Here is a 26,133-nt window from a genome sequence, read left to right as displayed (position 1 = left end):
ATTTTATGCATTTTATCATGGCGATAGAAAACGATCCTCATTCTGCACAGGATTTAGAAAATATCTTCCTTGGTTTACGCCAACGAGTTGTCATAACAAAATTTTCGCAAACTGTTCAAGAATATGTAAAATCCTCTAACCCAGACATCATTCTAATGGGTTTAACTTTTAAAGACAAAAAGGAATTAGAATTTGTTTTGGAACTAAGACGTGACGTGATCACACACAACATTCCCATTTTAGCAATGATTCCAAAAGAAGATACCAATTTCATTGCTAATCATAAAGCTTTGGGTTTTACAGACTATATGGTCAAACCTTTGGTGAAACAACCACTCCTTGATCGAATTCATTCCCATATTGAAGAATATAAATTTAGCGAATCATCAAAAACTAGGGACAATATGTCCTTTATTGTTGTGGATCGTGGCCATGGACGTGTTTTCTTCCAATGCCGAGCCAATCTAAAACGATATGTTTTTCCGGAATTCAAAAAAATATTCACTCCTAATTTTTTAAAATCCATTCTTACAGAACGAATTTGTTTTGATGTTCGCGTAGTCCCGGAACTTGGCAAAGAAGAAGTAGAAGTTTTTGAACGGTTGATGAAACTTTTTATGGGACATGAAAAGGTTGTATTTATCGCAGGCCGCCATATGGGTGCATTCATTGAACACGCATCAGATGACGAAAAAATGTTAGTTTTTATGGCTCCCAACGAATTCGATGAATACGTTAAAATGGAAGATCAGAAAAAAGAAGAACTACGAAAAAAAGAGAAAAAAGATAAGTTTGCCAAAGATAGTGGAAAAGAAGGTGCATCACCCGCACCCTCTTCCTTAGGAGATGTAAAAATTGAAATGCCAATAGGTGAACAGGCACTTCCAGTGACATCCGAAGATCCAGTCCTTTCTGAAACATCTACAGAACCACCTAAGTCTGATTCGAGTGAAAATCCAACTGAATCATAAATTTTAAAATCACAAAACAAAAGAAGTAACCAATGAATTACAAACGCGAAGTCATCGACATCCCCAATGGTAAAGGCGAAATCATTCGCTTTCAAATGAATGAACAAAACTCACTGACTGGTCAAAACATGAGAGATCTTGGTGAGATCTTAAATGAAATCAAAGCCGACAATTCCAAACGAGGTGTGATCTTAACCACTGACAACCCGAAGTTTTTTTGTAATGGACTTGATGCGGATAATTTACTTTCCACAAGTCGTGACAAACTCATCGATGAGGTCGGTGGGATTGTGATCCTATTTGGTGAACTGGTTAAGTTTGATAAACCACTGATCACCGAAGTCACTGGCCATGCGATGGGTGGTGGAGCCGTCATCACTGTAGCATCCGATTTTAAATATATGTTAGATGGAAAAGGAAGGATTGGTTTTACAGAAGTAAACGTAGGCCTACCACTTCCTGGAAGTTTTATCGATCGCATTCGTATGTGCGTGGATCCAAGGTATTGGGCAGAGGTTTGTTTGGAAGGATCAACTTACAAAGGAGCCGAAGCCAAAAAAATTGGTCTTATCGATGAAATCGCGCCTACACCAGAAGACATAAGAAAGATCTCTCTGAAAAAATTAGAAACACTTTCTAAGGTTCCATCCGCTGCGTATCGTTCCACAAAAAATACTTTAAACGGTGCGCTCCTTGCTAATTTAGAACAATATAAAAAGGATACAATCAAATCCTTTGAACAACCGGGTGTTGTTGACAATCTACTGGAAGCAATGACAGCTCTTAAGGAAAAACGCAGACCCGTTTTTAAATAAAAATTTTGATCCATCGAGGGGAAAAATGCGGACAGCCCCCTCGATTCTTATAAGTCTTTTCACCATAACCGCCGAAAATAATAGTGAAATCAGATGTTGCGCACTTTCGTATTAGTACTTATACTCTCTCTTTATCCCCTCTCTGCAATATCTGTCTCTGATTACCCACCAGGTTTTGTTTTAAAAAATCCTTATCTATGGCCTGTGAAAGGATATGATTCCATCACTGGTGCCTTTGGTGAATTTAGAACAGGGCATTTTCATATGGGCCAAGATTTTTCTACCGGTGGAAGAATTGGAATTCCTATCATAGCCGTAACAAAAGGAAAAGTCACTCGAGTTCAAAGAAGATGGACTAGCATTGGTTATGCGCTATTTCTCCAACACGATGATGGAATGATTTCTCGATATGGTCATTTACATAAATTTTCTCAAAAAATCATCAAACAAATATTAAAATCTAAACAAGCCAAACGATATAAAGACAGAACAGATTTTGATATTGCACTTCCCGAAGCGGTAGAGGTGGATGCAGGAGAAACCATTGCCTTCTCTGGTGATACAGGTGTTGGCCCACCACACTTACATTTTGAACTTTTTAAAGACAATGTTTATTACAATCCTATGCATTATGGTTTAGGATACAATGTGGCAGAACCAATTGTATTTAATACAATTCGTATCACTCCACAAACACCACGAACCTTTATCAACGGCCGAAATGAAACCATTGAAATTCCTTTTTATGAAACTAGTGGAAATCGTTTTGAACTCTCAGAGTCACCAACACTTTTTATCCAAGGAAAAGTAGGAATTCAAGTTGCTATTCATCAAAAATCCAACAACAATCGTTTAGGAATTTTCACCTTAGATATGTTAATTGGTGAAAATGTTTTACAAGGATTTCAACTTTCAAAAATTTTAAAAGAACATACCAGAAAAAATGTATTATTATATGACAGCTCTGTCAGTAAACCCAATGGAAATCCCTTCTCTTATTATCTGCACACACGCGATGGAAATGACCTACTCGGAATGAGGAGTAATGGCCGCGAACAAGGTTTACTTGATAGCGAACAAATGCGTCTTGGTGAACCCAAGGAAATTACGATTCGTGCCACTGGTATGGGTGGGCAAATGTCTTTTGCTTCCTTTTATATCCTAAAAGACCAAGGTGATTACAGTCATATTGTAACCAAAGAATGGAAGTACAATGTGTACTATGATCGTTATACAACTTTCAAATCCAAAGATACAAAAGTAGAATTGTTTTTCCCAGTGAATGCTGTGTATTCCAAAGCTTTTTTTGATATTGAAGCACAAGAACAAATTCAAATCAATACAAAGGGACTCAATCAACTTTCCAGTGTATATAAAATTGGCCCTGATTTTAAAGATTTTAATTTAGGTTATGATCTTTATGTAAAAGTTCCCAAAACCAAAGATATTAACTCTGCGGATTTATATGAAGTTTTAGCAGATGGGAATGTAAAAAAGGTCAATGGATCTTCCTTTAGTTCTTGGGGTCAGTTTTTTAAAGTAAGGCTTCGCAAAACTGGAATGTTTGTGGTTCTTTCTGACCAAACTCCTCCCACCATTTATCTACATGATTTGATGAATAAAACTGTATATCCGAGAGAAGACTTTGCATTGTATCTAAAAGCTGTCGATGTTGGATCGGGAATTATGCCTGACGGCTTTGATATCACTGTGGATGGAATTCCGGGCAAAGCAGAATTTTTTCCAAAAGATGGCCGTTTAGAAATCTTTGAACCAGAGATTCTATACGAACCAGGAAAACATACAGTGCTTGCGAGTGTCAGAGATTTTGCAGGGAACTGGAGTTCTACCGTTCGGTATGATTATGAAATCCAAACACCACCAGTCCCGGAAGAAAAGAAAAAACCACCTACAGAAAATCCAAACGTAGATACGATTAAAGATAAAAAGAATACAAAAGAAACAAAAACCAAATCTTCTTCGCCTAAGGTGCAAAAGACGGCAAAACCAATCACAATCGCACCCAAGGCAAAGGATAAAAAATCTACATCCCGATAGCGGCACCACCGTCTACACGGAGGTAAGTTCCAGTGATGTAAGATGCATCATTGCTTAAGAAAAATTTCACAGCAGATGCAATCTCTTCTTGTTTCCCCGGACGTTTGAGTGGGATCACAGAAGGATCAGTCAACTTGTCTTGTACTTCTTTAGAAAGAGTTCCCGTCATTTCTGTTTGCACATAACCTGGGCAAACTGCATTCACAAGAACGTTTCTTCCTGAAAATTCACGAGCAGAAACTTTAGTTAACGCAATCACACCCGCTTTGGAAGTGGAGTAGTTTGCTTGGCCTGGTTGGCCTGTTAATCCAGAAACTGAGGAAATGTTTACGATTCGACCAGAGTCAGATTTTAGAATGAGTTTACTTGCGGATTTAGTCATAAGGAAAACTCCCTTACAGTTCACATCCATTACAAAGTCATATTCTTGTTCAGACATACGAATGAGAAGATTGTCTTTCAAAACTCCCGCGTTGTTCACAAGAAAATCTAATTTTCCAAAAGCTTCTTTTGTTTTGCTGATAGCAGCGTCACAGTCTTCTGGTTTTGTTACGTTACAAGCAACTCCAATTGCTTTCACACCAAATTTTGCTTCTACTTCTCTTGCAGCTTCTTCAATTTTTTCCTGATTCAAATCAACAAGCACCAAACTTGCACCATGCGATGCGATTCGGTTTGCGATTGCTCTTCCCAAACCAATGGGAGAGGCAGCTCCCGTTACCAGTGCTACTTTTCCTTCGAATTCTTTGGACATATGCCCCCCTAGGATTTATTACTAGATTCTAAACTTGAATTTCGAACATCGTTCGGCAATCGTAAAATTCCCAGTTGAAAGAGAAGTTTCTAATGAAAGACTGCCCTTATGATCGATCGTTACAGCCATCCAGAGATTTCGGCCATCTGGGAATTAGAGAACAAATTTAAGATTTGGACAGATATTGAAATTTATGCCTGCGAAGCCCGCGCCAACCGCGGAGAAGTTCCCAAAGAAGACCTAGAAACCATCAAACAAAAGGCAAAATTCAATGTTGATGAAATTCTAGAAATAGAATCGAAAGTCCACCATGATGTGATCGCCTATTTGACCAACCTAAACTCTTATATAGGACCAGCAGGCCGTCATGTTCACTTTGGACTGACTTCCAGTGACGTTGGTGATACGGCACTTTGTGTTCAAATGGTACAAGCGATGGATCTTCTCATCCAAAGAACCGAAACACTTTTACAAACAACAAAAGAAAAAGCAAAAGAATACAAAGACCTTCCTTGTATCGGACGCTCTCATGGAATCCATGCGGAACCAATGACACTTGGACTTAAGTTTGCACTCTTTTACGCAGAGATGACTCGTAACTTAGAACGAATGAAAGATGCTAGGGCACAAGTTGCCGTTGGTAAACTTTCCGGAGCTGTTGGAACTTATTCCAATATTGATTTAGAAATTGAAGAATATGTATTAACCAAACTTGGATTAACTGTTGATCCAATTGCGACACAAGTCATCTCACGTGACCGTCATGCTTTTTATATGTCCGTACTTGGTGTGGTTGCAGCGAGTTTGGATCGTATGGCAACAGAAATCCGTCTTTTACAAAAAACAGAAGGACGCGAAGTAGAAGAACCTTTTGCCAAAGGCCAAAAAGGATCTTCGGCGATGCCTCATAAACGAAATCCTGTCGTATGCGAAAGAATTTCTGGGATCTCCCGTGTCATTCGTTCGAACGTAAACGTTGGATTACAAAACGTAGGACTTTGGCATGAAAGAGACATTTCTCATTCCTCAGCAGAACGAATTGTTCTTCCTGATTCCACCATTGCACTCGATTACATTTTGGAAAAAATGAACTTTGTTTTAAAAGGCCTTCATGTCTATCCAGATGCCACCGAACGCACATTAAATGTAACTCGTGGACTTATATTTTCACAAAAAGTTTTGTTATGGTTGATTGAAAAAGGTGGGATCTCAAGAGAAGATGCTTACCTGATCGTTCAAGAAAATGCGATGGCGGTTTGGGCAGACCAATCCAAAAATCTTCGTGACCTTTTGAAACAAGATCCACGATGTTCTGCCATTCTCAAAGATAGCGACCTGGACGAAATTTTCCAAATCAAACCTTATTTGGAAAGAATCCCACTCATCTTCAAACGATTGGGGATTATCGATTGATTCCGGACCTGTCAGTGAAAATGGTATTTTCAAAGTAAATGGAAACCTGATTCAAATTAGAAAAGGATATAATCTCATGGCTGATAAACAAAATGTTTTTCAAAGACTAGTCGGTAAGGGATTGTATCCTTCGCAAATGGCATGGATGTTACTTCTTCCATTCCGAAACTTATACTTATCACCAGCGAAACTTGCCAGTCGATTGGATCTGAAAGATGATTCTATTGTTTTGGAACTCGGATGTGGACCCGGTTATTTTAGCCCCTTCATTGCCAAAAGAATTCCAAAAGGAAAACTTTATCTTGCAGACATTCAGCCAGAAATGCTTGAAAAAGCACGAAAACGGATGAATCAAAAAGGAATCAAAAATGTAGAATTATCAATTACTCAAAAGGATTCTCTTCCTTTTCCTGATAATCATTTTGATGCGATTTATCTTGTTACAGTTCTTGGAGAAATTTCAGAACCCAACAGTTATGCAAAAGAAATGTTTAGAGTTTTAAAACCAAATGGAATTGTATCAATATCCGAACAGGCTGGTGATCCGGATTCCCTAACTCTCACAAACGTAGAAGAAATTTTATTACCAACTGGACTACGTCTCAAACAAGTTTTCGGAAAAGGCAGGACATACACTGCCAACTTTATCAAAATCTAAATCAAAGATTTTCTTCCAACCATTGGATTAAATCTTTTAACATCTCCCGATTGATGCTATGACCTTCTGGGTATTCTTGATAATGAGGTTGAATGCCAAGTGATTCCAAATATTGTTTTACCGAACGAGCATATTCTACAGACAATACGCGATCGTTGATTCCGTGAGAGATAAAAATCTTTTTGTTCAAAACATTATCTGTTACTCTCACAATTTCTTTGTTCTCTTCTAACAATCTGCCACTCAAAGCGATGATTCCTTTGAAATTATCTGGATAAAGTAATCCCAAAGAATAAGACATGATAGCACCTTGACTAAAACCACCAATCCATACATTAGATTCATCAAATTGGTAATTTGATTTCAGATAATCCAATAACTCTAATAATAACCTTCTACTTTCCTTTTCTTGTTCCAAATTGATCTTAGGTTGGCCGGTTGTGAATAATACTTCATACCAAGCATAACTATCTGGCGCTAAAGTTAACGGACCTCTCACCGAAACAACCAATAAGGAATCAGGTAAATAATTAGTTAAGGAAAACAAATCTTCTTCATTACTGCCAACACCATGTAACAAAAGAAGAAGTGGAGGATTTTCTACAGAAACCTTTGGTTTACGAATTAAATATTCTAGTGGTTTTTCCATGTTATGCTTTTTTCCTCGTCCGTTTCTTTTACGAATCAAACCTTACGGAAGTCATTGTCAAAGCACCTGCTACTGGTTTATCATTAAAAAAAGAAACCTTGTCAGATTCTAATTTTGTTCCTAAGGTATATAACAAAGGTAAATAATGTTCCGCAGTGGGAATGGCCCATTCGAATTCTTTTCCATGATTACGTATTTGAATTAAGGAATCGTTGTCTCCAGCCAAAATCCAATTTTTTACCTTTTGGTTCACATCCAATGCCCAATCAAATCCATATACTTCGCTCAATCTGTCCCATGCCACCATACGCAAGTTATGTACAATATTCCCACTGGCAAGAATGAGAACTCCTTGGTTTCGAAGGGAAGATAATTCTTTCGCCAATTGAAAATGGGCTTCCGGCGAAATTTTATAATCCATACTTAGTTGCACAACGGAAATGTCTGCTTTTGGGTAAATATGTTTGATGACGCTCCAAGCTCCGTGATCCAATCCCCATTCATAATCTAACTGAACATTTTGAGATTTGACAACCGATTGAATGTGTTTCGCGAGTTCTGGACTACCGGGCGCAGGATATTCTACATCAAATAATGCTTTTGGAAACCCACCAAAGTCATGTATGGTGGGAGGATTTTCCATAGCCGTTACAAACGTTCCATCCGTCACCCAGTGTGCGGAAATACAAAGAATGGCTTTCGGTTTGGGAATCGTTTTACTCAGATTTCGTAATCCTTCCACAAATTCATTTTCTTCAATTGCATTCATCGGACTCCCGTGGCCCAAAAAAAACGAAGGCAAAGTAGCTGTTTGTTGAAAGATTCCTGAATTTTCTCTGTTTTCTGCTGGATTCATACGATTACCTTAGAGTTTTTTACTCTAATTCCTCTTCCTAGATAGTTTAATATTAAATTACTTATTGTCAAGCTATTTTCAAAATCAAAAACGGAAATTGTTCTTTTTATAGCAGACGATTCGTTGTTAAAATGATCTGATTATGATAAAGAGGTTTTATGGTTATGAAAGCAATTAAACGGAATTTAGGATTTGGATTTTTGAGTTGGTTTGTACCGTTTTTTATCTCGATATTCTTTTTTTCAAAAGAAGGTACATTACAAATAGACTTATTTCTTTTCAAAACAATTATGATTGTTGTTGGATCTCTGAGTGGTTGTTTTTTATTATTTCGATATTTTTTGTTAGTTGATTTTAACTTTTTTAAAGAAGGAATCATCATTGGAATTTCTTGGATTTTGATTAACTGGATTTTAGACATCATTGTATTACTGCCCATGTCCAAAATGCCGATTGATTTATACTTTATCCAAATAGGATTTCGTTATCTTTCAATACTGTTTTTTGCTATAACATTGGGCGCGATTTTAGAGAAAAAAATTCAACCGAAATGATAATTCCAAAAATCATCCTGGGGAAAATTGATTTTGAAATTCTTGAACCTTTGATTTTAAAACTCAAATGAAAAAAATATTCTATCTCCTAATCAAATTATCTTTTACTTACCTACTCATATCTTCAAGTTATATAGTCTCAACTGGACTCGTAGAAGAAAAAGAACTGAAATCCAATGTAGCCCTTGTTCTGGGCAACAAAGTTGAAATAGATGGATCACCATCAGATCGGTTGCAAGCAAGATTAGACAGGGCAGTCAATCTTTATAAAGAACATTTAATTCAAAAAATAATAGTCTCCGGGGGATTGGGAAAAGAAGGATTTGATGAAGCAAAGGTAATGAAAAAATATTTAGTCACCCAGGGAATTAATGCGGATCAAATCATTGAAGATAATATAGGTTACACTACAGAAAAATCAGCCAACAATCTAAAGGATATCTTAGAATCCAATATTGCAGAACCAATTCTGATTATCTCGCAGTATTACCACCTTCCTCGATCCAAATATCTAGTAAAAAAAGCGGGATTTCAAAATGTCAAAACTTCCTATGCTAGGTATTTTGAAATCCGAGATTTCTATTCTATCTTCAGAGAAACCTTCGCCTTACCTTATATAATTGTTATTAATCTATAATTCTTATAAAACTTATGAATCAAGAAACAAATATAAACTTAATCGATACCCAATTAAAGGCATATAACAATAAAGACATTGATTCGTTTGTCAAATGTTGGGACAAAAATGCAAAAATATATCTCCATCCGTCGACTTTAATTGCAGATGGGATTGACCAAATTAAGGAAAGACATATAATTCGTTTCCAGGAGCCAGATCTTTTTGCAAAATTGATTTCTAGACAAGTGTTTGGTGGTAAAATTGTCGATCAAGAATTAGTTACTAGAAACTTTCCAGAAGGAAAAGCAAATATAGATGTATTAGCAATTTACGAAATAGAAAAACAACTGATTGTTAATGCTTGGTTTTTAATTGGTGAACCGAAATTTTAGCGTAAAAATTTTTTGATCCAAAAGATAGGTAAATAAAAATGTTAATCTCCTTAAAAAGGAACATAATTTTTTTAGCTAATTTCAAATTTATATTTCCCTTTGTTTTCTTCATTCACTGTCACCATTTATACAATGGGCCAGATTACCTCGAAGGATCAGAAGCAAACCAAAGAATCACCAGTCCCATTATATCGAAATTGCACAGTTGTAGTTTGTTAACTCACTCATATAATAGGAATGATACAAACCCTGATCCAATGCGGAGAACTCTTTCTATAGAAACCACAAATTCTTTCTTTCTGATTTTGCATTTATTCACTCGTTTTGAAGTTTTTAATCCATACTCCTACTACAAAACAGAAGATATTGATCGGTGTTCCAAAGATATTGAGTTTTATTCCTGTGACCATTTTAGCCCAAGATGGTCAAACGATGCTAATTTTGGATTCTTTATCGCAAGTATTGTATGTAATGATGTAAAAACATATGAGCCGCCGCTTCAAAGAATTTTTCCAAGCTCAGACGACGAAGAAAGTGAAGAATAATAGTATAAAAGGAGAAAACCATGGCAGCACCAAAGAAGAAAAAATCGAGTGGAATCAAAACAAAAGCAAATCTAAAAAAGTTAGATTATCACTCCAACCCAACTCATAGCATTACACCCTTTCTTATGTTTAATGCAAATATTGAAGAGGTTGCAAAATTCTATGCATCCGTTTTTAAAAAATCGAAAATCATTACCGCAAATCCAATGCAAGGTGAGTTTATTTTAAACGGACAAAAGTTTACAGCCTACAATGGTGGACCAGAGTTTAAATTTACCTGGGGTGTCTCCTTTATGATTAGTGTAGAAACTCAGAAAGAAGTAGATTATTATTGGAACGCTCTTCTCGCAGATGGCGGTACAGAAAGTATGTGTGGTTGGCTTCAAGATAAATTTGGTATGTATTGGCAAGTGACCCCGAAAATTCTTTTACAACTAATTTCGCATAAAGACCCAATCAAAGCGGAACGTGCCACACAAGCCATGTTAAAAATGAGAAAAATAGATATCGCGGTTTTAAAAGAAGCAGTAAGTTAATTGGTTTCTGTTGTTACTCTCTCATAAAAAAATTTCTGATACAGATTTAGAATCTGCTTCTATCATTTGGGATTTTCTCACACAAAAAGATGATCTTGATAAAGCAGATTTAATTTTTGTCCTTTGTAGCCATGACATTAGAATGGCTAAGTATGCAGCAGATCTATACAAAAATGGTTATGCGAATCGAATTCTATTTTCGGGGGGACTTAACTTTTTTACTAAGAATGTATTCTCTGATTCGGAGGCCGAATCTTTTGCCAAGTTCGTAAGGGATGAAGGCATTCCTATACAAGATCTCATCATTGAAAATGAATCTACCAACACAGGTGAAAATATTCAATTCACGAAATCATTGTTAAACAGAATGAATATTAAGGTAAACTCGGTAATTGCGATTCAAAAACCTTCTATGACTTTAAGGGTTAGGTTGGCTTTAAACAAACAATGGTCAGAGAACCAATTCATCATTTCCGCACCTAAATACTCTCTGTTAGAAGCCCCTCATCAATATATCAATCTTTATATGATTATAAACGAAATTGTTGGTGATTTACAAAGAATCATCGTATACCCGAAATTAGGTTTTCAATCTGAAATCTCTATCCCTGAATCAGTTGAATCTGCTTTTAATCATCTCGTTTCCCGAGAATATAACTTACATTTAATTCGATGACTAAAAAGTAACCTTGAGGAACTATTTCAAAATGAATAAAAATCAAATTTCTGTTCTCTTAATTATTTCTTTAAATTTTCTTTTTCCATTTAAAACTGAGGCAATCAATTTAAACAAAAATACAATCAAACTTGAGTGTCAAAAAAAACTACTAGGTGTATTTGAATATACTTACCCAATTGCGGGTAAATTCAATATTACTGATGTAAAAATTATTTATACTAAAAACAAAATTTATACTTTTAGAGAATATCCAAATTTCTATTTTGTAGAATGTATCGAATGGGTAGATCCGTGTACCTACAAAACATACAAATGTGAGCTTCACGATCCTATTCTTGATGAAAAAACTGAAGATACTACCACCTCAGTAGAACAATTCACTCAAATTGTTGGTAATAAATTTTATTTCAAAAGATTTAAAAACCAAAAACTCGCAAATGAAGGTTATATCAGAAAAACTTCAAATGATATACCCATTGAATTTCGATAAATTCAAACTTTTTAGTGAAAAGAATTATCTAGAATCGAAACTATACTGCTGTTACTTGTTTTTCTGAAACCAAATTATATTTTAATTTAATTTGATCGATTTTCTCTTCCATGGCTGCCCAAAGTGATTCTTTTTCTGGATGGAAAGTACAAAGTACTCCCTGTCTCACCAAATCAATGATTTCATCGATAGAAAAATCTAAGAAACGATAGAGTTTAAAAAATTCGTATGTAAGATTGACATTAAAGATATCTGGATCATCTGTATTGATACACAACATCAAACCTTGGTCATAATAATAACGAACCGGGTGGTTTTGTTCCTTACGAACATATTTCCCTGTAAAAACATTAGAAGTAACACAAATCTCAATCGGGATACGATTTTCTTTCATGTAACGAACAAGCTCTGGATCTTGGATGGCAGAAGTTCCGTGTCCGATTCTTTCCGCCTTACAAAGATTAACAGCATCCCAAATTGCCCAAGGTCCATCATCTTCGCCGGAGTGAGCCACACATCGTAACCCAGATTCGCGTGCGACTTTGAATACTTCTGAATAATCCTTAGCAGGGCCCATAAGTTCCGCGCCACCAAGTCCAATTCCGATCACTTCTTTATGTTTTAATCCCAATACTCGTTTGAGGTTGTTCATCGCATTTTCTGGACCAAAAGAACGAGATACATCCACTAACAATCGGATGGTGATTCCATCTTTGACTTCGATTTGACGAATGCGATTGACCATCACTTCTACCATTTCATCAAAATCCAATCCGTTTTGGATGAACTTAGAAGGAGCAAAAAATGCTTCGCAATAGATGATATTGTTGGATCGTAAATAGTCAGCTAAACTATCGATAAAATAACCTAAGTCAGAAGCTTCTTTTACCGATCCTTGCACAAAGAAAAATACCTGAATGAAACCATTGAGATCTTTAAAATTGTATTTATCTTCAAACTCTTTATCTGTAACTTCGATTCCGTTCTTTTTGTACAAAAACTTCAAAGTTTCTTTGTTCACACAGGCTTCCAAATGGAGGTGAACCTCTGTTTTTGGAATTTCTCGAATGAAATTGATGACATCCTGTTCGTTTGGATGAGGGACAGACAAGTCCCCAGCCAGTAAGGATTTTCTCTCTTTGAGAAGAGGTGACTCTGTGGATGGTTCCAAGCCTTCTTTGGAAAGTAACCAAAGGGGAGGGTGGAGGATCGGGAGTTCCATGAGGGAAACCCGCTCGTTTAACAGAGTATTGATTTGTTTATCAAAAGTAAGTTGGATGGTAGGTGAGTACGGTCTGTCAGCCGGCAAACGGCTTTTCAACCGATTGAGCTCAGCAATGTCTCGGTCAATGACAGCAATACGATTTAAAATCTCAGAAAAAGGAACTTCCATGTTCCAGGAAAGAATGCGAAATTTCGTAAGTGCCTACAAGTAGATTTTTAAACCTTGGGTGAAAATCCCTATTCAGCTTTCAAAAATACCGTCGATAGGAAGTTTGGGAGCGGAAAAGACTGGAAATTTTTTCCGAATTATGTCGTATAAATGAATATGCTCACATCTCGCAAAACATTCCTACCGTTTGCTCTTCCTTCGATCTCGGAAGATGCGATTGAAGAAGTAGCTCAAGTGCTTCGGTCAGGTTGGGTTACCTCTGGTCCGAAAGTAAAACAATTCGAGATGGAGTTTGGTGACTTTGTGGGTAGCAAAGAAACCATCGCTGTCAATTCGGCAACGGCGGGCTTACATTTAGCTTTGGAAGCCATCGGGCTTACGGCTAATGATGCAGCGATCACTAGTTCTATTACTTTCACTGCTACGACCGAAGTGATTTGTTATTTCGGGGCCGAACCAATTCTCACCGATGTCGATCCCATCCACAACCTAATGACTCCGGAAACCCTTCGTGAAACAATTACATCCAAATGTAAATGGAACGGAAAAGAACTCACAAGTAAAAAGACCGGTAAACAAATCAAAGCCATTATGCCCGTCCACTTAGCAGGTTATACTTGCGATATGGAAGGACTCATGGCAATTGCGAAAGAATATAATTTATATGTAATCGAAGACGCCGCCCATGCTTTCCCTGCAGTTCATAAAGATAAGATGATTGGAACTTGGGGTGATTTTACTGTTTTTAGTTTTTATGCAACCAAGGGAATTACTACTGGAGAAGGGGGTATGGTCACCACTTCTCATAAAGAGGCAGCTGAACGAATTCGTAAAATGCGACTACATGGAATAAATCGTGATGCATTCAACCGACCAGGTTGGTATTACGAAGTTGTCGATGCCGGTTACAAATACAATATGACAGACATTGCCGCGGCATTAGGTGTCGTACAATTAAAAGAATCCCATGGATTTTGGGAACGCAGAACAGAAATTGCAAAACATTATAACCAAGAGTTTAGCTCGCTAAAAGGAATCAAACTCCCTAAAGAAGATTCGAATGGGATTCATAGCTGGCATCTCTACCGCATTGAATTAGATCCAAAAATTGCCAAAATCGGACGAGATAGTTTGGTAGAAGAATTAAAGGAAAGAAATATTGGCACAAGCCTTCATTTCATTCCTATCTTTGAACATCCTTATTACAAAAAAACGTTTCAATACAATCGCAAAGAATATCCGAATGCCTGCCTGATGTATGATCGTTCTGTATCATTACCTCTATTTGCTGGTATGACAAAATCAGACGAAAAAGATGTAATTGATGCAATGAAAGATATCTTAGGTTAATGGTAAGTTAATTAGAAGAGGGTACGATTCGGTTTTGATAAAACTCCGGATCGTATAACTTTAATAAATCCACCAAACCCAAAACAAATTCTGTATCTGTTCCATCCGCCTTTCTACGAATCCAAAAGCCAACTAATTCTTTTACTACTTGGGCTTCCAGAGTTTCATCACCTTTTCGATAAACAAATCTGGATGATTCTTCAGGGTCTTCATTGTCCGTAAATGCAGGATACATAAACAATATGAACCGATTTAAATAATACGGATCCAAACGATTTTCCTCCACTAACATCAAATACCGATCCGCTTCCTTTCTAAAAAATTTTGGGTTGGAATCTAATTTCTGATAAACAATAAAAAATTCACGAGCTGTGTTTCGAACCAAACCTTCGTAAATTGGTAAAGTTAATGTAAATAATGTTCCATTTGTTTTGGCAGGCAGCAGATATTCGCGTAGTTTAATAGGAAATTCAGGATTGTAATGACCAAATGCATCAGTTGAGTTTAGTTCAAGATAGTATTTAGTATGAGGACCAGATTCAAAAATTTGAATGTCTAAATATTCCGCAAGTTTTCGAAAACTTAGGACTGTTTGGATTTTACAAAATATCTTATGATAGGATAATTCCTTTTCACAATACAATCCCAGTTTCGGAAATTGAATCCAAGTGGAAGCAACAAGTTCTTTGAATTTTGTTTCCCTCTCTACTTTTTTGTCTACAAATACCGAATCCAATTTTTGGCCGATAAGGGAACATGAAAATAGAAAGAGAAACGAAAGTTTACTTAATTTTATAAGTGATTTCCGCAGGCAAATTTTCCCATTCCGAATTAGCATCCTTACGGAAGTATACTGGAGAAACCGAAGATTTGAAATTCAAACTTTGGTACAAAATTAAATCCGACTCTTTTTTTTCAAAATACCGTTTGTCCGTATTACTTCCCAGACCTAAATCCGCAATGGGAATCCATCCATAACTAAGAAGAAAAATGGATAAAGAATCTTGAATGGATTTAGCTTTTCCTTTTTCAAACCGAATCATCCGAAAGGGTTGGATCGGAACACCAATTTCTTTCATTTTATCTTTAAAATCATTAATACTGATGCTTGTTTGACGCGCTTGGTAAATCGCATCTAAATAATCACGAGGTAAAAGTTTTAATTCTTCGTTTGTTTTTTCGTAATAAGATGTTACATCACCTGGATATACGGAATCTTTATCTAAGTATTCATCCGTAACGTAATATTTAATGAACTGATTTTTAGAAGAAAACTTGTATTTTACAATTTGTTCACCAGGCAAATCTTCAATGGACAGCTTCTTTAGATGCACACGATTTCTTTGGATGAAAGCAGGTTGGTAAGCTGTGTCAGAAAATTTCACAGACCGAATTCTCTGTTGTTCATTGGAAGGAGGGTGTAGGATAGCAATTTGTGCCTTTGATAAAGAAACTGAATCCAGTTTGAATTTTAAAGAAACTTCCAAATTGTATTCTTCTTCACCGGATGCAATGAACCTCTCTGTTTCAATGAAGGGAATGTTTTTGATTTCTTTATTTTCGCGATCCACAACCCAAAGTTTGGAACCACTGAGTAAAACTCCACGCACAGACCGAAGGTTGGTTTTGATCGAACCTGTAATTTTTCCTGATTTGGTATCATAACGATAGATACTATTGTCTGCTGAATCAGATATCCATAATGAATCTCTTCCATAACAAATATCACGTGGGCGGGTTCTATCAGTAAAAAATCCACCAATCAAAAGAGAAGAAGATTGGTCATATATTTGCACCTTTCCCGAATCCAAGTCCAAAATATAATAATAATTTCCAACACTTGCGATCCCTGCCACATTCGAAAGAGGGATTTGAATTTTGTCAGTGATACCGCCGGAATTGGGATCCAATTTTAATATTTGTTTCGGAGCTACTACAAGCAGTTTCCCTTCTCTTGAATCAAAACTAATCCCCCGAAGATTCGCCAAACCTAAGTTAAAGATTTCTTGTTCCCCAATTTCATTAATTTTAATAATGGCTCGACGATTAGTATCTATGTACCAAAAATTCACGCCGTCCCATGCCAAACCATAAGCTTTGTCTGTGAGTTTATATTCTTTGCTCTCTTGAGCAAATAGAGTACATGAAAAAAATACTAAATAAATTAAAAAACGAATCATAATTCCAACCCAATGTTATCTGTTATCAGACGAAAAATATCAGTTAGTAAAGAAGAATCATCAAATTTCGATCCCAAGATAATAGGTTTCGGAACAAAAATGATTAGTAATGTTACTAACATAAAAAACCCAAAATAAAATCTGAACTTTCCAATCCCCAATGCAGAATCTTTTATGAATGGATGTTCAATTTTTATTACAAAATAAATGAAAAAACTCCAAAGTAACCATGTAAAATGAAGTAATGCAAAAATCAAAAACAAGACAAACAAACTGCGGATCCATTTTCGATAACTTTCACCAAACATAGAATAGATGACATGACCACCATCCAATTGACCAAAAGGCAATAAATTCACCGCAGTAATGAGTAGTCCGACCCATCCCGCTTTGGCTAACGGATGCGCCTGGATGTCCATAGTTGAAAAATCAATTGGGCCAAGAATCCATTGGCTTGTTAAATAAGTGAAAAGACTGTCTCCAAAAAATAAAAATCCTGATCTATCAAAGTCTGGTGGAATCATAATGACTTTGGAGAAGCTAATCCCCACTAACCAAGCAATAATGGAAAGTACCAAACTGGCAGTTGGCCCTCCAATGCCAATATCAAATAACACTTTTTTATCAGGAATCTGTTGATTGATGTGAATGACCGCACCCATGGTTCCTATTGGCCCGACAGGTAATGGAATGAAGAAAGGCCAAGTAGCTTTGACTCCGTAATATCTTGCTGGTAAATAATGTCCCATTTCATGTGCAACGAGTATGAACAACAAGGAGACCGAATAAGGCCAATTCTCAAAAAAAATAAGTTTATAATTCTCTAATGTTTGTGGGACTTGAGGATTTAAAAATATATCTGAATATGTTAAGGTGAAAAACGTAAGTAGGAATAAAATTATGTGTATTGTTTTTTTTGATTCCAAAGTCGGAACAACCTAGAAATTAATTTCTACTCGAAAGGTTATGGAACCTAACTATAGAAGCAATTAGAAAGTAAAATAACGATAGGAAAATTGATTCAGCATACGATCTGAACCTCATTCAGATTACCTCATCTTTTCCAAATTCCTTTGGAAAATCTGTGTCATTTCCGATCCATTTGGGTTGGATGACTAGGATTCTACGAACATTTGATACCAAAAATTTTCTTCCTTTGGAAAGGTCTTCAGAATCCATTGAACAAGTGGATTTTTTGTACAGACTTATTATCTCATTTCCCTTTACATCTTTCCTTACGCCGGGAATAGTTAATTCGTCTAATCATTAAAGATAAAACCAACTAATCAATGTTTGAAAATATAAGAATCATCAAAAAGTTTGACCCGGCTGCCAAATCGTATTTGGAAATTGTCCTTTGTTACCCGGGATTACATGCCCTATGGCTACATAAATTCGCACATTTACTTTATAAACTTCGATTGCCAATCATCCCTCGACTTGTGAATTACATTAGCCGGTTTTTAACGGGAATTGACATCCATCCAGGAGCCAAAATTGCCCCTGGTGTTTTTATCGACCACGGCTCAGGAGTTGTGATTGGAGAAACTGCCATTATCGGTTCTGGCTCTCTCATCTTCCAAGGAGTGACTCTTGGCGGAACAGGAAAAGAATCTGGCAAACGCCATCCGACCATTGGAAAAAATGTTGTGATCGGTGCCGGGGCCAAAGTTTTAGGAAACATTACGATAGAAGATCATGTTCGTGTTGGTGCTGGATCTGTTGTTATGCGAAACGTTCCAGCAGGTTCAACTGTGGTCGGAATTCCAGGTAAGGTTGTTAAAGCTGGAGACCCTGCTTCCGATAGCGTAGAACAAATGTTAGAACACAATCAAATGCCAGATCCGATAGCCAAAGTTTTTTCAGTATTATTAGAGAAGGTAGAAACCCAACAACAACTCATCAACAAACTATATGAGAAACAACAACTATTAGAAAAATCTTCAACAGATGCTCCAGAGGACGATCGGTTCATCCAAGAATTCATCCATGGAGATGGGATTTAAAATTCTTTCAGTAACTCTTTTTTCTTTAAGTTGTATTCTTCATCCGTGATGAGTTTATTTTTTCTCATTTCCTCTAGGGCTTTCAATTTTTCAGGAACTGATTTCCATTGTTCTGTGGGGACAACTATTTCATCTTCTTTGGGATAACGAAATAACGGAGGATTTGAAAGAAGTTCTGGAATATTAAAAACAACTACATTTCCATAAATTGCATTTTTAACGGCAGCCTTATCTTTATACATACTTGTATTCTGTTTGTCTCGCAACCAAAGTTCTGGTCTATAAATTGGTCTGATTTCTGAAGGATGAAAAATCACCCAATCTTCAAACGAATACTGAGTTTGAAAGCTGATGTTTGTATTCATTTCATGAAATAGTATTACCAGCCCTTCATCTGTACTTAATATATAAAAACTTGTTTTTAAAATTTTTACATTCGGTGAAAGGATATCGTCTACCTTGAAAATACATAGATACACTTTTGGTTCTTGATTTGTTATTATCTTTTCAGAGAACTTTTGTATTTCAGAAAGGTATGCATCGGGAACCAAAACTTCCCAATCTTCATAAGCAAGAACTCCTCGTTTGTATTGGATGGTTTTCAAAACATTGGTTAGCTGAACAAAATTTTTATTGTTGATGGTGAGTTTAGAAATTTCTCTCGGGAAAATGGTTTTCCATTCCTCTTCCTCCACTTCAAAGAAAGCCAAAGAAGCAGATGAATCAACTAGTTTGATTTTTCTTGTCAAACTGGAACAGGCAGAGGTAAAAAAAACGAGAATCAAAACGAAGAAAATTTTTGAACTTGCCGTTAATGAATTTATGAATAGGCTAAAAACTGTGTCACGTTTTGTAATATTTCTTTTAGCAGTATTTTTGGTATCTGGTGAAGAATGGAAAACGCAACCCATGCCACAATTTCAAATGAAGGATCAATATGGGCAATCGTATTCTGATGGTACCATAAAAGGAAAACCTGTTGTCCTTATGGGATGTTTCCTCCGAGATTTGGAAATTTGCCGTAAACAGGGACGAAAACTCTATTGGAAAATGCAAAATCTACTTTGGAAAGATAGTTCCAAAGTGCACTTCCTACTTTATTTGGACTTCCAAGAAACAAACAAAGTTGTGGAAGATTATTTAGAAGAATCTAAAACAAAACAGTTTGAAAGTATTCTTTTGGATCGCAAAGGTCATCTCGCGATTGGTCTAACAAAAGGCGAATCCTATTTACGAATTTATAATAAAGCAGGCAAATTGATTTCATCATCCTATCAGGAAGAAATGGATGAGGCTCTCATCCAAGAAGTATATGGCATTCTTAAAAAAGAGATATAAATTAGAAACTTATTTCATTTGTACATTATTGTTTGTTAGTGTTTCTAATTGTTTTCAAAAAAATGAAAACCACTATCAATTCTGGAAAGGATACGACTATTTACAACGTTCCATCAAATCGACTTCAAAAAACGAAGTTTATTTTTCAGCTTTGGCCGGTAGTCTCAGCGAAGAAAACGAATCCCAATTACTGAAAACACCGGAAGGATACCCTTTCCTTTCTCTCCACGGAACATTAGACAACCAACAAAACTGGAATTTGCATTGGAATGAACCAGAACCACCTAAATATGATTATTCGGCAAAAGTCACATTCACTCCAAAACTTTGGGAAGACCGAGAAATTTATGCTGTGGAAAGGAAAATTGTTCATAAACTAAGCGGTTACCAACCAAGAGATTTTTTTAAGTGGTTCCATGATTTTGTTTTAGCAGTGAATGATCACAACGCTTATCAATCCTTAAAAACATCATCTCAAAACTTAAAATTTCTTTGCAGCGCTATGCAATGCCATATCACAGAAAATGCAGAATGGCATACCTTAGAATTCACAATCAATGATGAAACAAAAGCCAAATTCCCCGGTTTTTACCAACGCACCGGTTCCCGTTTGGAAAAAACCAAACTCAACCTTGAAATCTGGGACAAATTCAATCCAACTCATAAATTAAAAATCACCAACCAAGGAAAAACGATCCAATTTCATTTCCCCGTGAATCCGCCGTTAGATTATTTCCAATCACCAAAGGAAATTCGTTTTTTAGGAGATATCGAAATTAAATCTTTTGGAATCACTGTAAAAATTCAAAATTTAGAATATAAATTGAAAACTACCTTTGATAAACAAACAGATACACTTGACGGACAATTTGTACGGATTGGCAAAAAGGAAATTAATGGAAATTTTTTCTATGTCATTCCGCAAGGTTTTGTAAACTTCTTTATCCCTGGAAATATGGATGAATACTTTAGCGAGTTTTTTACCTTACTCATCCAAGGAACGCAAGGGCGCGGAGGATCACAACTTCACGTGACTTTCAAAAAAACGGAACGAGGTCAAATCAATACAATCACCACATACAACGAAACCAAACGAAAACGTTTTTCTCTATTTGGTGGTGATGACTCTCAAAAAGCCAGCAATGACTTTGATTTTTTTGCAGCCTGGGAAGATGCGATGTTAAAGGATTTAAAGTAAAACGAAACTAAAAAACTAAAGCTAAGGCGCACTTCTAGAATTTAAATTATAGCCAGACGGAAATACGAACGGACTATTTCGAATTGATAAAGTTTCTAAGTAGATCCTTTCCCTCTTCCGATCCAAAAGATTCCGGATGGAACTGAACTCCTTCAATCTTTAAAGATTTGTGACGAAGACCCATGATCTCCCCCTTCCCTTCTCCGGCAGAAACTCGTGCTGTAATTTCCAAATCTTTTGGGAGAGAAGTTTCTTTTGCAACCAATGAGTGATAACGCATAATTTCTATCCCTTGTGTAAGGCCGGAAAAAACACCTTTTCCATCGTGTTCAATCGGTGAAAGTTTTCCATGCATGGCTACATTAGCCCTTACAACTTCGCCACCAAACACAGTGGCCATTCCTTGCATCCCAAGGCAAATCCCAAGTACCGGTGTTGTTTTTCCAAGCTCTTTTAAAATATCTGCACTCACCCCAAAATAAGCAGGATCTGCAGGATGGCCGGGACCAGGGGAAATAATAATCTTATCGTAGTTAGCTGATTTGATGACTTCAAAGGATTTTTCATCATTTCGAATCACATCCAGTTGAAAGAGTTCTTCCCTTTCTTCTAAAATTTCTCCAACAATTTGGTAAAGATTGAATGTAAATGAATCGTAATTGTCTAAGATGAGAACTTTCATTTTGGTTTCTCCATTACTATGGTATTTTTTTAAGTTACGTCGTTTAGCATTTTTAATCGCTACTGACTAGGAAGCTTTGTGTAAATCTAAAGCTTTGCGAACCGAAGCCATTTTATTAATGATTTCTTGGTATTCATCTTCTGGTTTGGAATCAAAAACGATCCCTCCAGAGGCACGGACAAATCCTTTGTTTCCATTTACAAAAAAACTACGGATGGGAATGGCAAAGGTACAATCTCCATTTAATCCAAAACTTCCAACGGCACCGCCATAGGGACCACGTGGAGATTTTTCAATTCGTTCAATGATTTTCATCGATTCAATTTTAGGAGCCCCAGAAAGTGTTCCCGCTGGAAACGAAGAGGCAAGTCCCGAAAACATATCTTCTTTGGATGATAGAATTCCCACAACTTCACTGGAGATATGTTGCACATGAGAAAATCTTTTTATATCAAAACGTCTACGCACCTTTACGGTTCCAAATTTTGCTACCCGACCCACATCATTGCGATGGAGATCAATTAACATATTGTGTTCTGCAATTTCTTTTGGATCTGTTAAAAGTTTACGGGCAAGGAGAGTGTCTTCTTTGGCATCAACTCCACGTTTGGTGGTTCCGGCCAAAGGAAAGGATTCCATTTCCCCTTGCCGCAAACGAAAGAGTAATTCTGGACTGGCACCCAAAATGGCACGAGTTCCAAATTTTACATAATACATATGCGGAGAGGGATTGATTTCACGAAGTGTTTCATAGATAGCTAATGGATTTCCATCCACTGTGTAAATTTCTTCAAATCCAATTTGGCATTGGAAGGTGTTACCCGCTTTTACTTCTTCTAAAGCTTCCTCCACCATTTGTTTGTGAACTTCTTTGGATAGACCTGCCTGTAAAAGAGAAACCTTTGCTTTTGGTTTTCGAGATTTTTGGTTTACTGCAAGGTTTAGGATTTGGTTCACTTCTTCGATTCGGTTCGTTCCGTTATCAAAATAGATTAGTTCACCTGTAAATTTATCGTAAATAAGCCCATCTAAATACAGCCCGAAGATCATTGCTGGAAAATCAGGATGCGGTTCGAGTTTCAATTTTGGTTCAAAGAATTGCATACTTTGATAACCCAAATACCCAACAAATCCACCCGCATAACTGATGCTTAGCGAATTGTAATCTACTAACTCGCGAAGAGCAAAATATGGATTTTCGACAGAATATTTTTTTCCATCAATTTCTAAAACTCCCGTCTCACCCACGAGGAGATGGGATGGGTCGAATCCCATAACGGAATAACGGGAATCGTATTGATTGTCTCCAGCCGATTCGAGGAGGAAACAATTCTCATATTTAGCCTCAATGACCCGGAAGAGTTCCCAAAACTCGATTCCTTCCGGCAACGACAAGGAAGTATAATTTGGTTTTTTGGGGATCTTAATTTTCGGAAGTGTTTGGGTCATAAAAAACTCTGTATTAGTTACCAAGATTCATTTTGAATCTTTTTATGAAATAAAAAAGGCAGGAGCCGGATTCCGGAACCTGCCTTTTGACGTGTGATTCTTAAATCCGTTCTTATTTTAAGTTTTGGTTTGCGAAATCCCAGTTTACTAAATTCCAGAATGCTTCTACGTATTTTGGACGTGCATTGCGGAAATCAATATAGTAAGCATGTTCCCAAACATCAATCGTAAGTAGAGATTGGAGGCCATCTTTCAAAGGGCTACCAGCGTTGCTCGTGTTTACGATCTCTACGCCGTCACCTTTTTTCACAAGCCATGTCCAACCAGATCCAAAGTTAGTGATTGCAGATTGTGAAAACTTTTCTTTGAACGCGTCAAAAGATCCAAAGGATTTTGTGATCAAATCAGCAACAGCACCAGTAGGAGCTCCACCACCTTTAGGGGAAAGAGAATGCCAGTAGAATGTGTGATTCCAAATTTGCGCTGCGTTATTAAAAATTCCACCTGAAGACTTCTTAACAATGTCTTCAAGAGTAGCATTTTCAAACTCAGTCCCTTTGATTAGGTTGTTGAGGTTTGTAACGTAAGTTTGGTGGTGTTTACCATAATGAAACTCTAAAGTTTCAGGTGAAATATGGGGAAGAAGTGCATCCTTTGCATAAGGAAGTTCTGGGAGTTTATGTTCCATGGTGTTCTCCTGATGGATTCAAGTGTAATTGTATTTTGTCTCTAGTATGGATCGCAAAAGCAAATCGTAAACTAAAAAAGTAGAACGATTCTAATCGTTCCCCTCTATTAATTTCGACTGACTGTAGAACGAACTGTCTTCAATAAATTTAAAATTTCCGAATGTAAAACTCCATTAGAAGCCACTAACTCCGGAAGTCCGGTATAGTAATGGACTCCATTTAAGTCAGTCAATTTCCCACCTGCTTCTGCTAAAATCACAGAAATGGCCGAAACGTCCCAATGTTTGACTGTTTTTTCCCAAATGGCATCCATCACACCCTCAGCAATAAAACAAGCATCCAAAACAAAGGAACCAGTCCTACGGAACGAACGAGCATAGGTTAAAAATCCAGAAAGGTCAGCCATGATCTCTTGGATCATATGAGCTCGTTTTGTAGGTAAATTGGGAGAAAAAATAGCACGATTGAGTTCTGAAATTCGCGACGTACGAATTTGTTCTCCATTTTTATAAGCACCCTCGCCCATCACAGCGGAATAAACGGATTCTTGCGGAGGAACGATTACCACTCCACCCACTGGTGTTTCTCTATGTTCCAATCCAAAAGAGATTGCATATAAAGGAAGGCCACGAACAAAATTCATGGAACCATCCACTGGATCTAAAACCCATTTAAAATCCCCACCATCAATGGTTGGTTTGTCTTCACAAATGATTCCATCTTTAGGAAAAGATTTTTGTAAAAAACGAATCAATATATCACCTAACTTACCGTCGGCGGCATCAATTCTTTCTTTTTCATCCGCATCAGTTTCCGAACGAATCGAAGATACTTCTCTTTGGATTTTTTTTGCTTCATGGATGATACCCATGGCATTTGCTTTTACGTATTCGATCCGTTTGATGGTTTCATCAATGGGAAAACTAATGGTTGGTGACGATATGCCCATACTACCTGCTCTTTAATTATCGGATGATTTCTGAATGACTTTCCATAAAATATTACCGGACTTCGACTGAGTCCTCTCTACTTCAAAAGAAGAAAGATATTTATGGTATTTTTCTAGAGTTTCTTCTGGAATTCCCGCTTCTGTTTCCGTCAGAACGGGATAAAAATTTCGAAACTGCTGGATGGTTTGCGGAAGACTAGGAGTTAAAAAACGTAAAGATAAAGACAAATAATCAATTCCAATAGGACTATAAATCCTTCCCAATTTCCAAACTTCAGGTGTGATACCAAGTTCTTCACGAATGGTTGATTCTGTGTCTGAAAAATCAATTTCATCAAAAATTTCTGAAAATCTACGGATGGGTTTGTTATCATCTTTTTCTGATTCCACTCGGAAAATCCCACCCTCGAAACGTTTCGCTTGAAAGTCGGTAACGTTTTCACCCTCTTCTTTTGTGGAATGAAGGTGAATGATTTTTACTTGGAAGTACAACCTGTCCGTAAGAATGGAAGGTGTCATATTTTGTGAGCCGGGTTTTTTAATTTCTGCGGAACTGGCACCACCCAAATACAACATATCTACCGAAAAAACATACAAAAACCGGGACGACCCGAAGATCATGGGACGAACAAAAAACAATTTGCCTGTTTCTCGTTTGGGTCTTGGCTCTGGTAATAAACAAGTTCCTTCAATCGCCTCGGGAATGTATTTCAGAACTGTGTGCACAAAATTTTTAATATCACCAAACTCTGGTTGTGTGCTAGATGTTCCTGGAATCAAAAACTTTTCTGCAAACTGAATGTATGGAGAATGTAGGTTATCTACAAAAATTTCACCGGGTTTGTTTTTTGCGGATGTTTCATTCAGGATCCGGTTGATGGATTGATAATCTTGTACTTTCATTTTTTAT

Annotated in this window: 30 protein-coding genes; 16 read left to right on the top strand and 14 right to left on the bottom strand. The window is 36.8% G+C overall.

Annotated elements, in window-relative coordinates:
* The first annotated feature begins 17 nt into the window (after positions 1-17).
* The 3 genes from EHQ24_RS11610 to EHQ24_RS11600 all read left to right on the top strand — a co-directional run bounded on the left by EHQ24_RS11610 (position 18) and on the right by EHQ24_RS11600 (position 3,844).
* The gene (locus EHQ24_RS11610; RefSeq protein WP_135601772.1) at positions 18-971 is read left to right on the top strand and encodes a PleD family two-component system response regulator; all 954 of its coding nucleotides are present in this window, start codon (positions 18-20) and stop codon (positions 969-971) included.
* Positions 972-1,003: 32 nt separating this feature from the next.
* Positions 1,004-1,786 carry an enoyl-CoA hydratase/isomerase family protein gene (locus tag EHQ24_RS11605; RefSeq protein WP_135601771.1) on the top strand — a complete coding sequence of 261 codons (783 nt, stop codon included), beginning with the start codon at positions 1,004-1,006 and terminating at the stop codon, positions 1,784-1,786.
* 93 nt (positions 1,787-1,879) lie between these two features.
* Entirely contained in the window at positions 1,880-3,844 is a 1,965-nt protein-coding gene (locus EHQ24_RS11600; RefSeq protein WP_135601770.1) for a M23 family metallopeptidase, read from the top strand.
* On the opposite strand, the gene EHQ24_RS11595 is transcribed toward EHQ24_RS11600, so the two are convergent.
* Positions 3,831-4,598 (bottom strand): glucose 1-dehydrogenase, encoded by a 768-nt coding sequence (locus EHQ24_RS11595; protein WP_002972927.1) that lies wholly within the window; start codon positions 4,596-4,598, stop codon positions 3,831-3,833. The two genes, EHQ24_RS11600 and EHQ24_RS11595, sit on opposite strands and share 14 nt — an antisense overlap.
* Positions 4,599-4,706: 108 nt before the next feature.
* Between EHQ24_RS11595 and purB the strand changes: the two genes are divergently transcribed.
* Together purB and EHQ24_RS11585 are read left to right on the top strand one after the other, a co-directional pair.
* The gene (gene purB, locus EHQ24_RS11590; RefSeq protein WP_135601769.1) at positions 4,707-6,011 is read left to right on the top strand and encodes an adenylosuccinate lyase; all 1,305 of its coding nucleotides are present in this window, start codon (positions 4,707-4,709) and stop codon (positions 6,009-6,011) included.
* Positions 6,012-6,087: 76 nt separating this feature from the next.
* Positions 6,088-6,669 (top strand): class I SAM-dependent methyltransferase, encoded by a 582-nt coding sequence (locus EHQ24_RS11585; RefSeq protein ID WP_135601768.1) that lies wholly within the window; start codon positions 6,088-6,090, stop codon positions 6,667-6,669.
* A 1-nt stretch (position 6,670) separates the two neighbouring features.
* Here the strand turns inward: EHQ24_RS11585 and EHQ24_RS11580 are convergent, their stop codons facing one another.
* On the bottom strand, positions 6,671-7,318 hold the full coding sequence (locus EHQ24_RS11580) for an alpha/beta hydrolase (protein WP_135601767.1): 648 nt from the start codon (positions 7,316-7,318) through the stop codon (positions 6,671-6,673).
* A 28-nt stretch (positions 7,319-7,346) separates the two neighbouring features.
* A complete protein-coding gene (gene ygiD, locus EHQ24_RS11575) occupies positions 7,347-8,174 on the bottom strand; it encodes a 4,5-DOPA-extradiol-dioxygenase (RefSeq protein ID WP_135601766.1) in 828 nt (275 codons plus the stop codon).
* A 164-nt stretch (positions 8,175-8,338) separates the two neighbouring features.
* Between ygiD and EHQ24_RS11570 the strand changes: the two genes are divergently transcribed.
* From EHQ24_RS11570 to EHQ24_RS11540, 7 genes are all read left to right on the top strand, one after another.
* A complete protein-coding gene (locus EHQ24_RS11570; protein WP_135601765.1) occupies positions 8,339-8,728 on the top strand; it encodes a hypothetical protein in 390 nt (129 codons plus the stop codon).
* A 67-nt stretch (positions 8,729-8,795) separates the two neighbouring features.
* Positions 8,796-9,365 carry a YdcF family protein gene (locus tag EHQ24_RS11565; protein WP_135601764.1) on the top strand — a complete coding sequence of 190 codons (570 nt, stop codon included), beginning with the start codon at positions 8,796-8,798 and terminating at the stop codon, positions 9,363-9,365.
* 14 nt (positions 9,366-9,379) lie between these two features.
* Positions 9,380-9,739: a nuclear transport factor 2 family protein gene (locus EHQ24_RS11560; RefSeq protein WP_135601763.1), complete on the top strand. Its 360-nt coding sequence runs from the start codon at positions 9,380-9,382 to the stop codon at positions 9,737-9,739.
* A gap of 38 nt (positions 9,740-9,777) precedes the next feature.
* Positions 9,778-10,284: a hypothetical protein gene (locus EHQ24_RS11555; RefSeq protein ID WP_135601762.1), complete on the top strand. Its 507-nt coding sequence runs from the start codon at positions 9,778-9,780 to the stop codon at positions 10,282-10,284.
* Between the two features lie 20 nt (positions 10,285-10,304).
* Entirely contained in the window at positions 10,305-10,820 is a 516-nt protein-coding gene (locus EHQ24_RS11550; protein ID WP_135601761.1) for a VOC family protein, read from the top strand.
* 10 nt (positions 10,821-10,830) lie between these two features.
* Complete coding sequence (locus EHQ24_RS11545; protein ID WP_244310399.1) at positions 10,831-11,496, top strand: YdcF family protein; 666 nt, start codon at positions 10,831-10,833, stop codon at positions 11,494-11,496.
* Between the two features lie 31 nt (positions 11,497-11,527).
* Positions 11,528-11,989, top strand: a complete 462-nt coding sequence (locus EHQ24_RS11540; RefSeq protein ID WP_135601759.1) for a hypothetical protein — start codon at positions 11,528-11,530, stop codon at positions 11,987-11,989.
* Between the two features lie 40 nt (positions 11,990-12,029).
* Here the strand turns inward: EHQ24_RS11540 and add are convergent, their stop codons facing one another.
* Positions 12,030-13,382 (bottom strand): adenosine deaminase, encoded by a 1,353-nt coding sequence (gene add / locus EHQ24_RS11535; RefSeq protein WP_135601758.1) that lies wholly within the window; start codon positions 13,380-13,382, stop codon positions 12,030-12,032.
* Positions 13,383-13,538: 156 nt separating this feature from the next.
* On the opposite strand from add, the gene EHQ24_RS11530 reads away from it, so the two are divergent.
* Positions 13,539-14,732, top strand: a complete 1,194-nt coding sequence (locus tag EHQ24_RS11530) for a DegT/DnrJ/EryC1/StrS family aminotransferase (protein ID WP_135601757.1) — start codon at positions 13,539-13,541, stop codon at positions 14,730-14,732.
* A 7-nt stretch (positions 14,733-14,739) separates the two neighbouring features.
* On the opposite strand, the gene EHQ24_RS11525 is transcribed toward EHQ24_RS11530, so the two are convergent.
* The 4 genes from EHQ24_RS11525 to EHQ24_RS19405 all read right to left on the bottom strand — a co-directional run bounded on the left by EHQ24_RS11525 (position 14,740) and on the right by EHQ24_RS19405 (position 18,091).
* Entirely contained in the window at positions 14,740-15,468 is a 729-nt protein-coding gene (locus EHQ24_RS11525) for a hypothetical protein (protein ID WP_135601756.1), read from the bottom strand.
* A 46-nt stretch (positions 15,469-15,514) separates the two neighbouring features.
* The gene (locus EHQ24_RS11520; RefSeq protein ID WP_135601755.1) at positions 15,515-16,912 is read right to left on the bottom strand and encodes an NHL repeat-containing protein; all 1,398 of its coding nucleotides are present in this window, start codon (positions 16,910-16,912) and stop codon (positions 15,515-15,517) included.
* Positions 16,909-17,838: a site-2 protease family protein gene (locus EHQ24_RS11515; RefSeq protein ID WP_208725760.1), complete on the bottom strand. Its 930-nt coding sequence runs from the start codon at positions 17,836-17,838 to the stop codon at positions 16,909-16,911. Before EHQ24_RS11515 ends, EHQ24_RS11520 begins: the two co-directional genes overlap by 4 nt.
* 118 nt (positions 17,839-17,956) lie before the next feature.
* Positions 17,957-18,091: a hypothetical protein gene (locus EHQ24_RS19405; protein WP_279633555.1), complete on the bottom strand. Its 135-nt coding sequence runs from the start codon at positions 18,089-18,091 to the stop codon at positions 17,957-17,959.
* Between the two features lie 110 nt (positions 18,092-18,201).
* On the opposite strand from EHQ24_RS19405, the gene cysE reads away from it, so the two are divergent.
* Positions 18,202-18,918 carry a serine O-acetyltransferase gene (gene cysE / locus EHQ24_RS11510; protein WP_135601754.1) on the top strand — a complete coding sequence of 239 codons (717 nt, stop codon included), beginning with the start codon at positions 18,202-18,204 and terminating at the stop codon, positions 18,916-18,918.
* On the opposite strand, the gene EHQ24_RS11505 is transcribed toward cysE, so the two are convergent.
* The gene (locus EHQ24_RS11505; protein ID WP_244310398.1) at positions 18,915-19,703 is read right to left on the bottom strand and encodes an SHOCT domain-containing protein; all 789 of its coding nucleotides are present in this window, start codon (positions 19,701-19,703) and stop codon (positions 18,915-18,917) included. The genes cysE and EHQ24_RS11505 overlap by 4 nt on opposite strands.
* 124 nt (positions 19,704-19,827) lie before the next feature.
* Here EHQ24_RS11505 and EHQ24_RS11500 point away from each other — a divergent pair, with 124 nt between their 5' ends.
* Positions 19,828-20,256, top strand: a complete 429-nt coding sequence (locus EHQ24_RS11500) for a hypothetical protein (RefSeq protein WP_135601753.1) — start codon at positions 19,828-19,830, stop codon at positions 20,254-20,256.
* Positions 20,231-21,454, top strand: a complete 1,224-nt coding sequence (locus EHQ24_RS11495) for an LIC10025 family lipoprotein (RefSeq protein ID WP_135601752.1) — start codon at positions 20,231-20,233, stop codon at positions 21,452-21,454. Before EHQ24_RS11500 ends, EHQ24_RS11495 begins: the two co-directional genes overlap by 26 nt.
* Positions 21,455-21,527: 73 nt before the next feature.
* On the opposite strand, the gene EHQ24_RS11490 is transcribed toward EHQ24_RS11495, so the two are convergent.
* The 5 genes from EHQ24_RS11490 to EHQ24_RS11470 all read right to left on the bottom strand — a co-directional run bounded on the left by EHQ24_RS11490 (position 21,528) and on the right by EHQ24_RS11470 (position 26,126).
* On the bottom strand, positions 21,528-22,136 hold the full coding sequence (locus tag EHQ24_RS11490) for an anthranilate synthase component II (protein ID WP_135601751.1): 609 nt from the start codon (positions 22,134-22,136) through the stop codon (positions 21,528-21,530).
* 66 nt (positions 22,137-22,202) lie between these two features.
* The gene (locus EHQ24_RS11485) at positions 22,203-23,585 is read right to left on the bottom strand and encodes an anthranilate synthase component I family protein (protein WP_135601750.1); all 1,383 of its coding nucleotides are present in this window, start codon (positions 23,583-23,585) and stop codon (positions 22,203-22,205) included.
* 112 nt (positions 23,586-23,697) lie between these two features.
* A complete protein-coding gene (locus EHQ24_RS11480; protein WP_135575857.1) occupies positions 23,698-24,273 on the bottom strand; it encodes a superoxide dismutase in 576 nt (191 codons plus the stop codon).
* A gap of 107 nt (positions 24,274-24,380) precedes the next feature.
* Positions 24,381-25,223 (bottom strand): inositol monophosphatase family protein, encoded by an 843-nt coding sequence (locus EHQ24_RS11475; RefSeq protein WP_135601749.1) that lies wholly within the window; start codon positions 25,221-25,223, stop codon positions 24,381-24,383.
* A 12-nt stretch (positions 25,224-25,235) separates the two neighbouring features.
* Entirely contained in the window at positions 25,236-26,126 is an 891-nt protein-coding gene (locus EHQ24_RS11470; RefSeq protein WP_135601748.1) for an LIC_10030 family protein, read from the bottom strand.
* Positions 26,127-26,133 lie beyond the last annotated feature (7 nt).

The organism is Leptospira noumeaensis (genome assembly GCF_004770765.1).
Lineage (GTDB): Bacteria > Spirochaetota > Leptospiria > Leptospirales > Leptospiraceae > Leptospira_A > Leptospira_A noumeaensis.
Note: the sequence above shows the minus strand (reverse complement) of the source record. Positions and strands in the feature narration are given on the sequence as shown.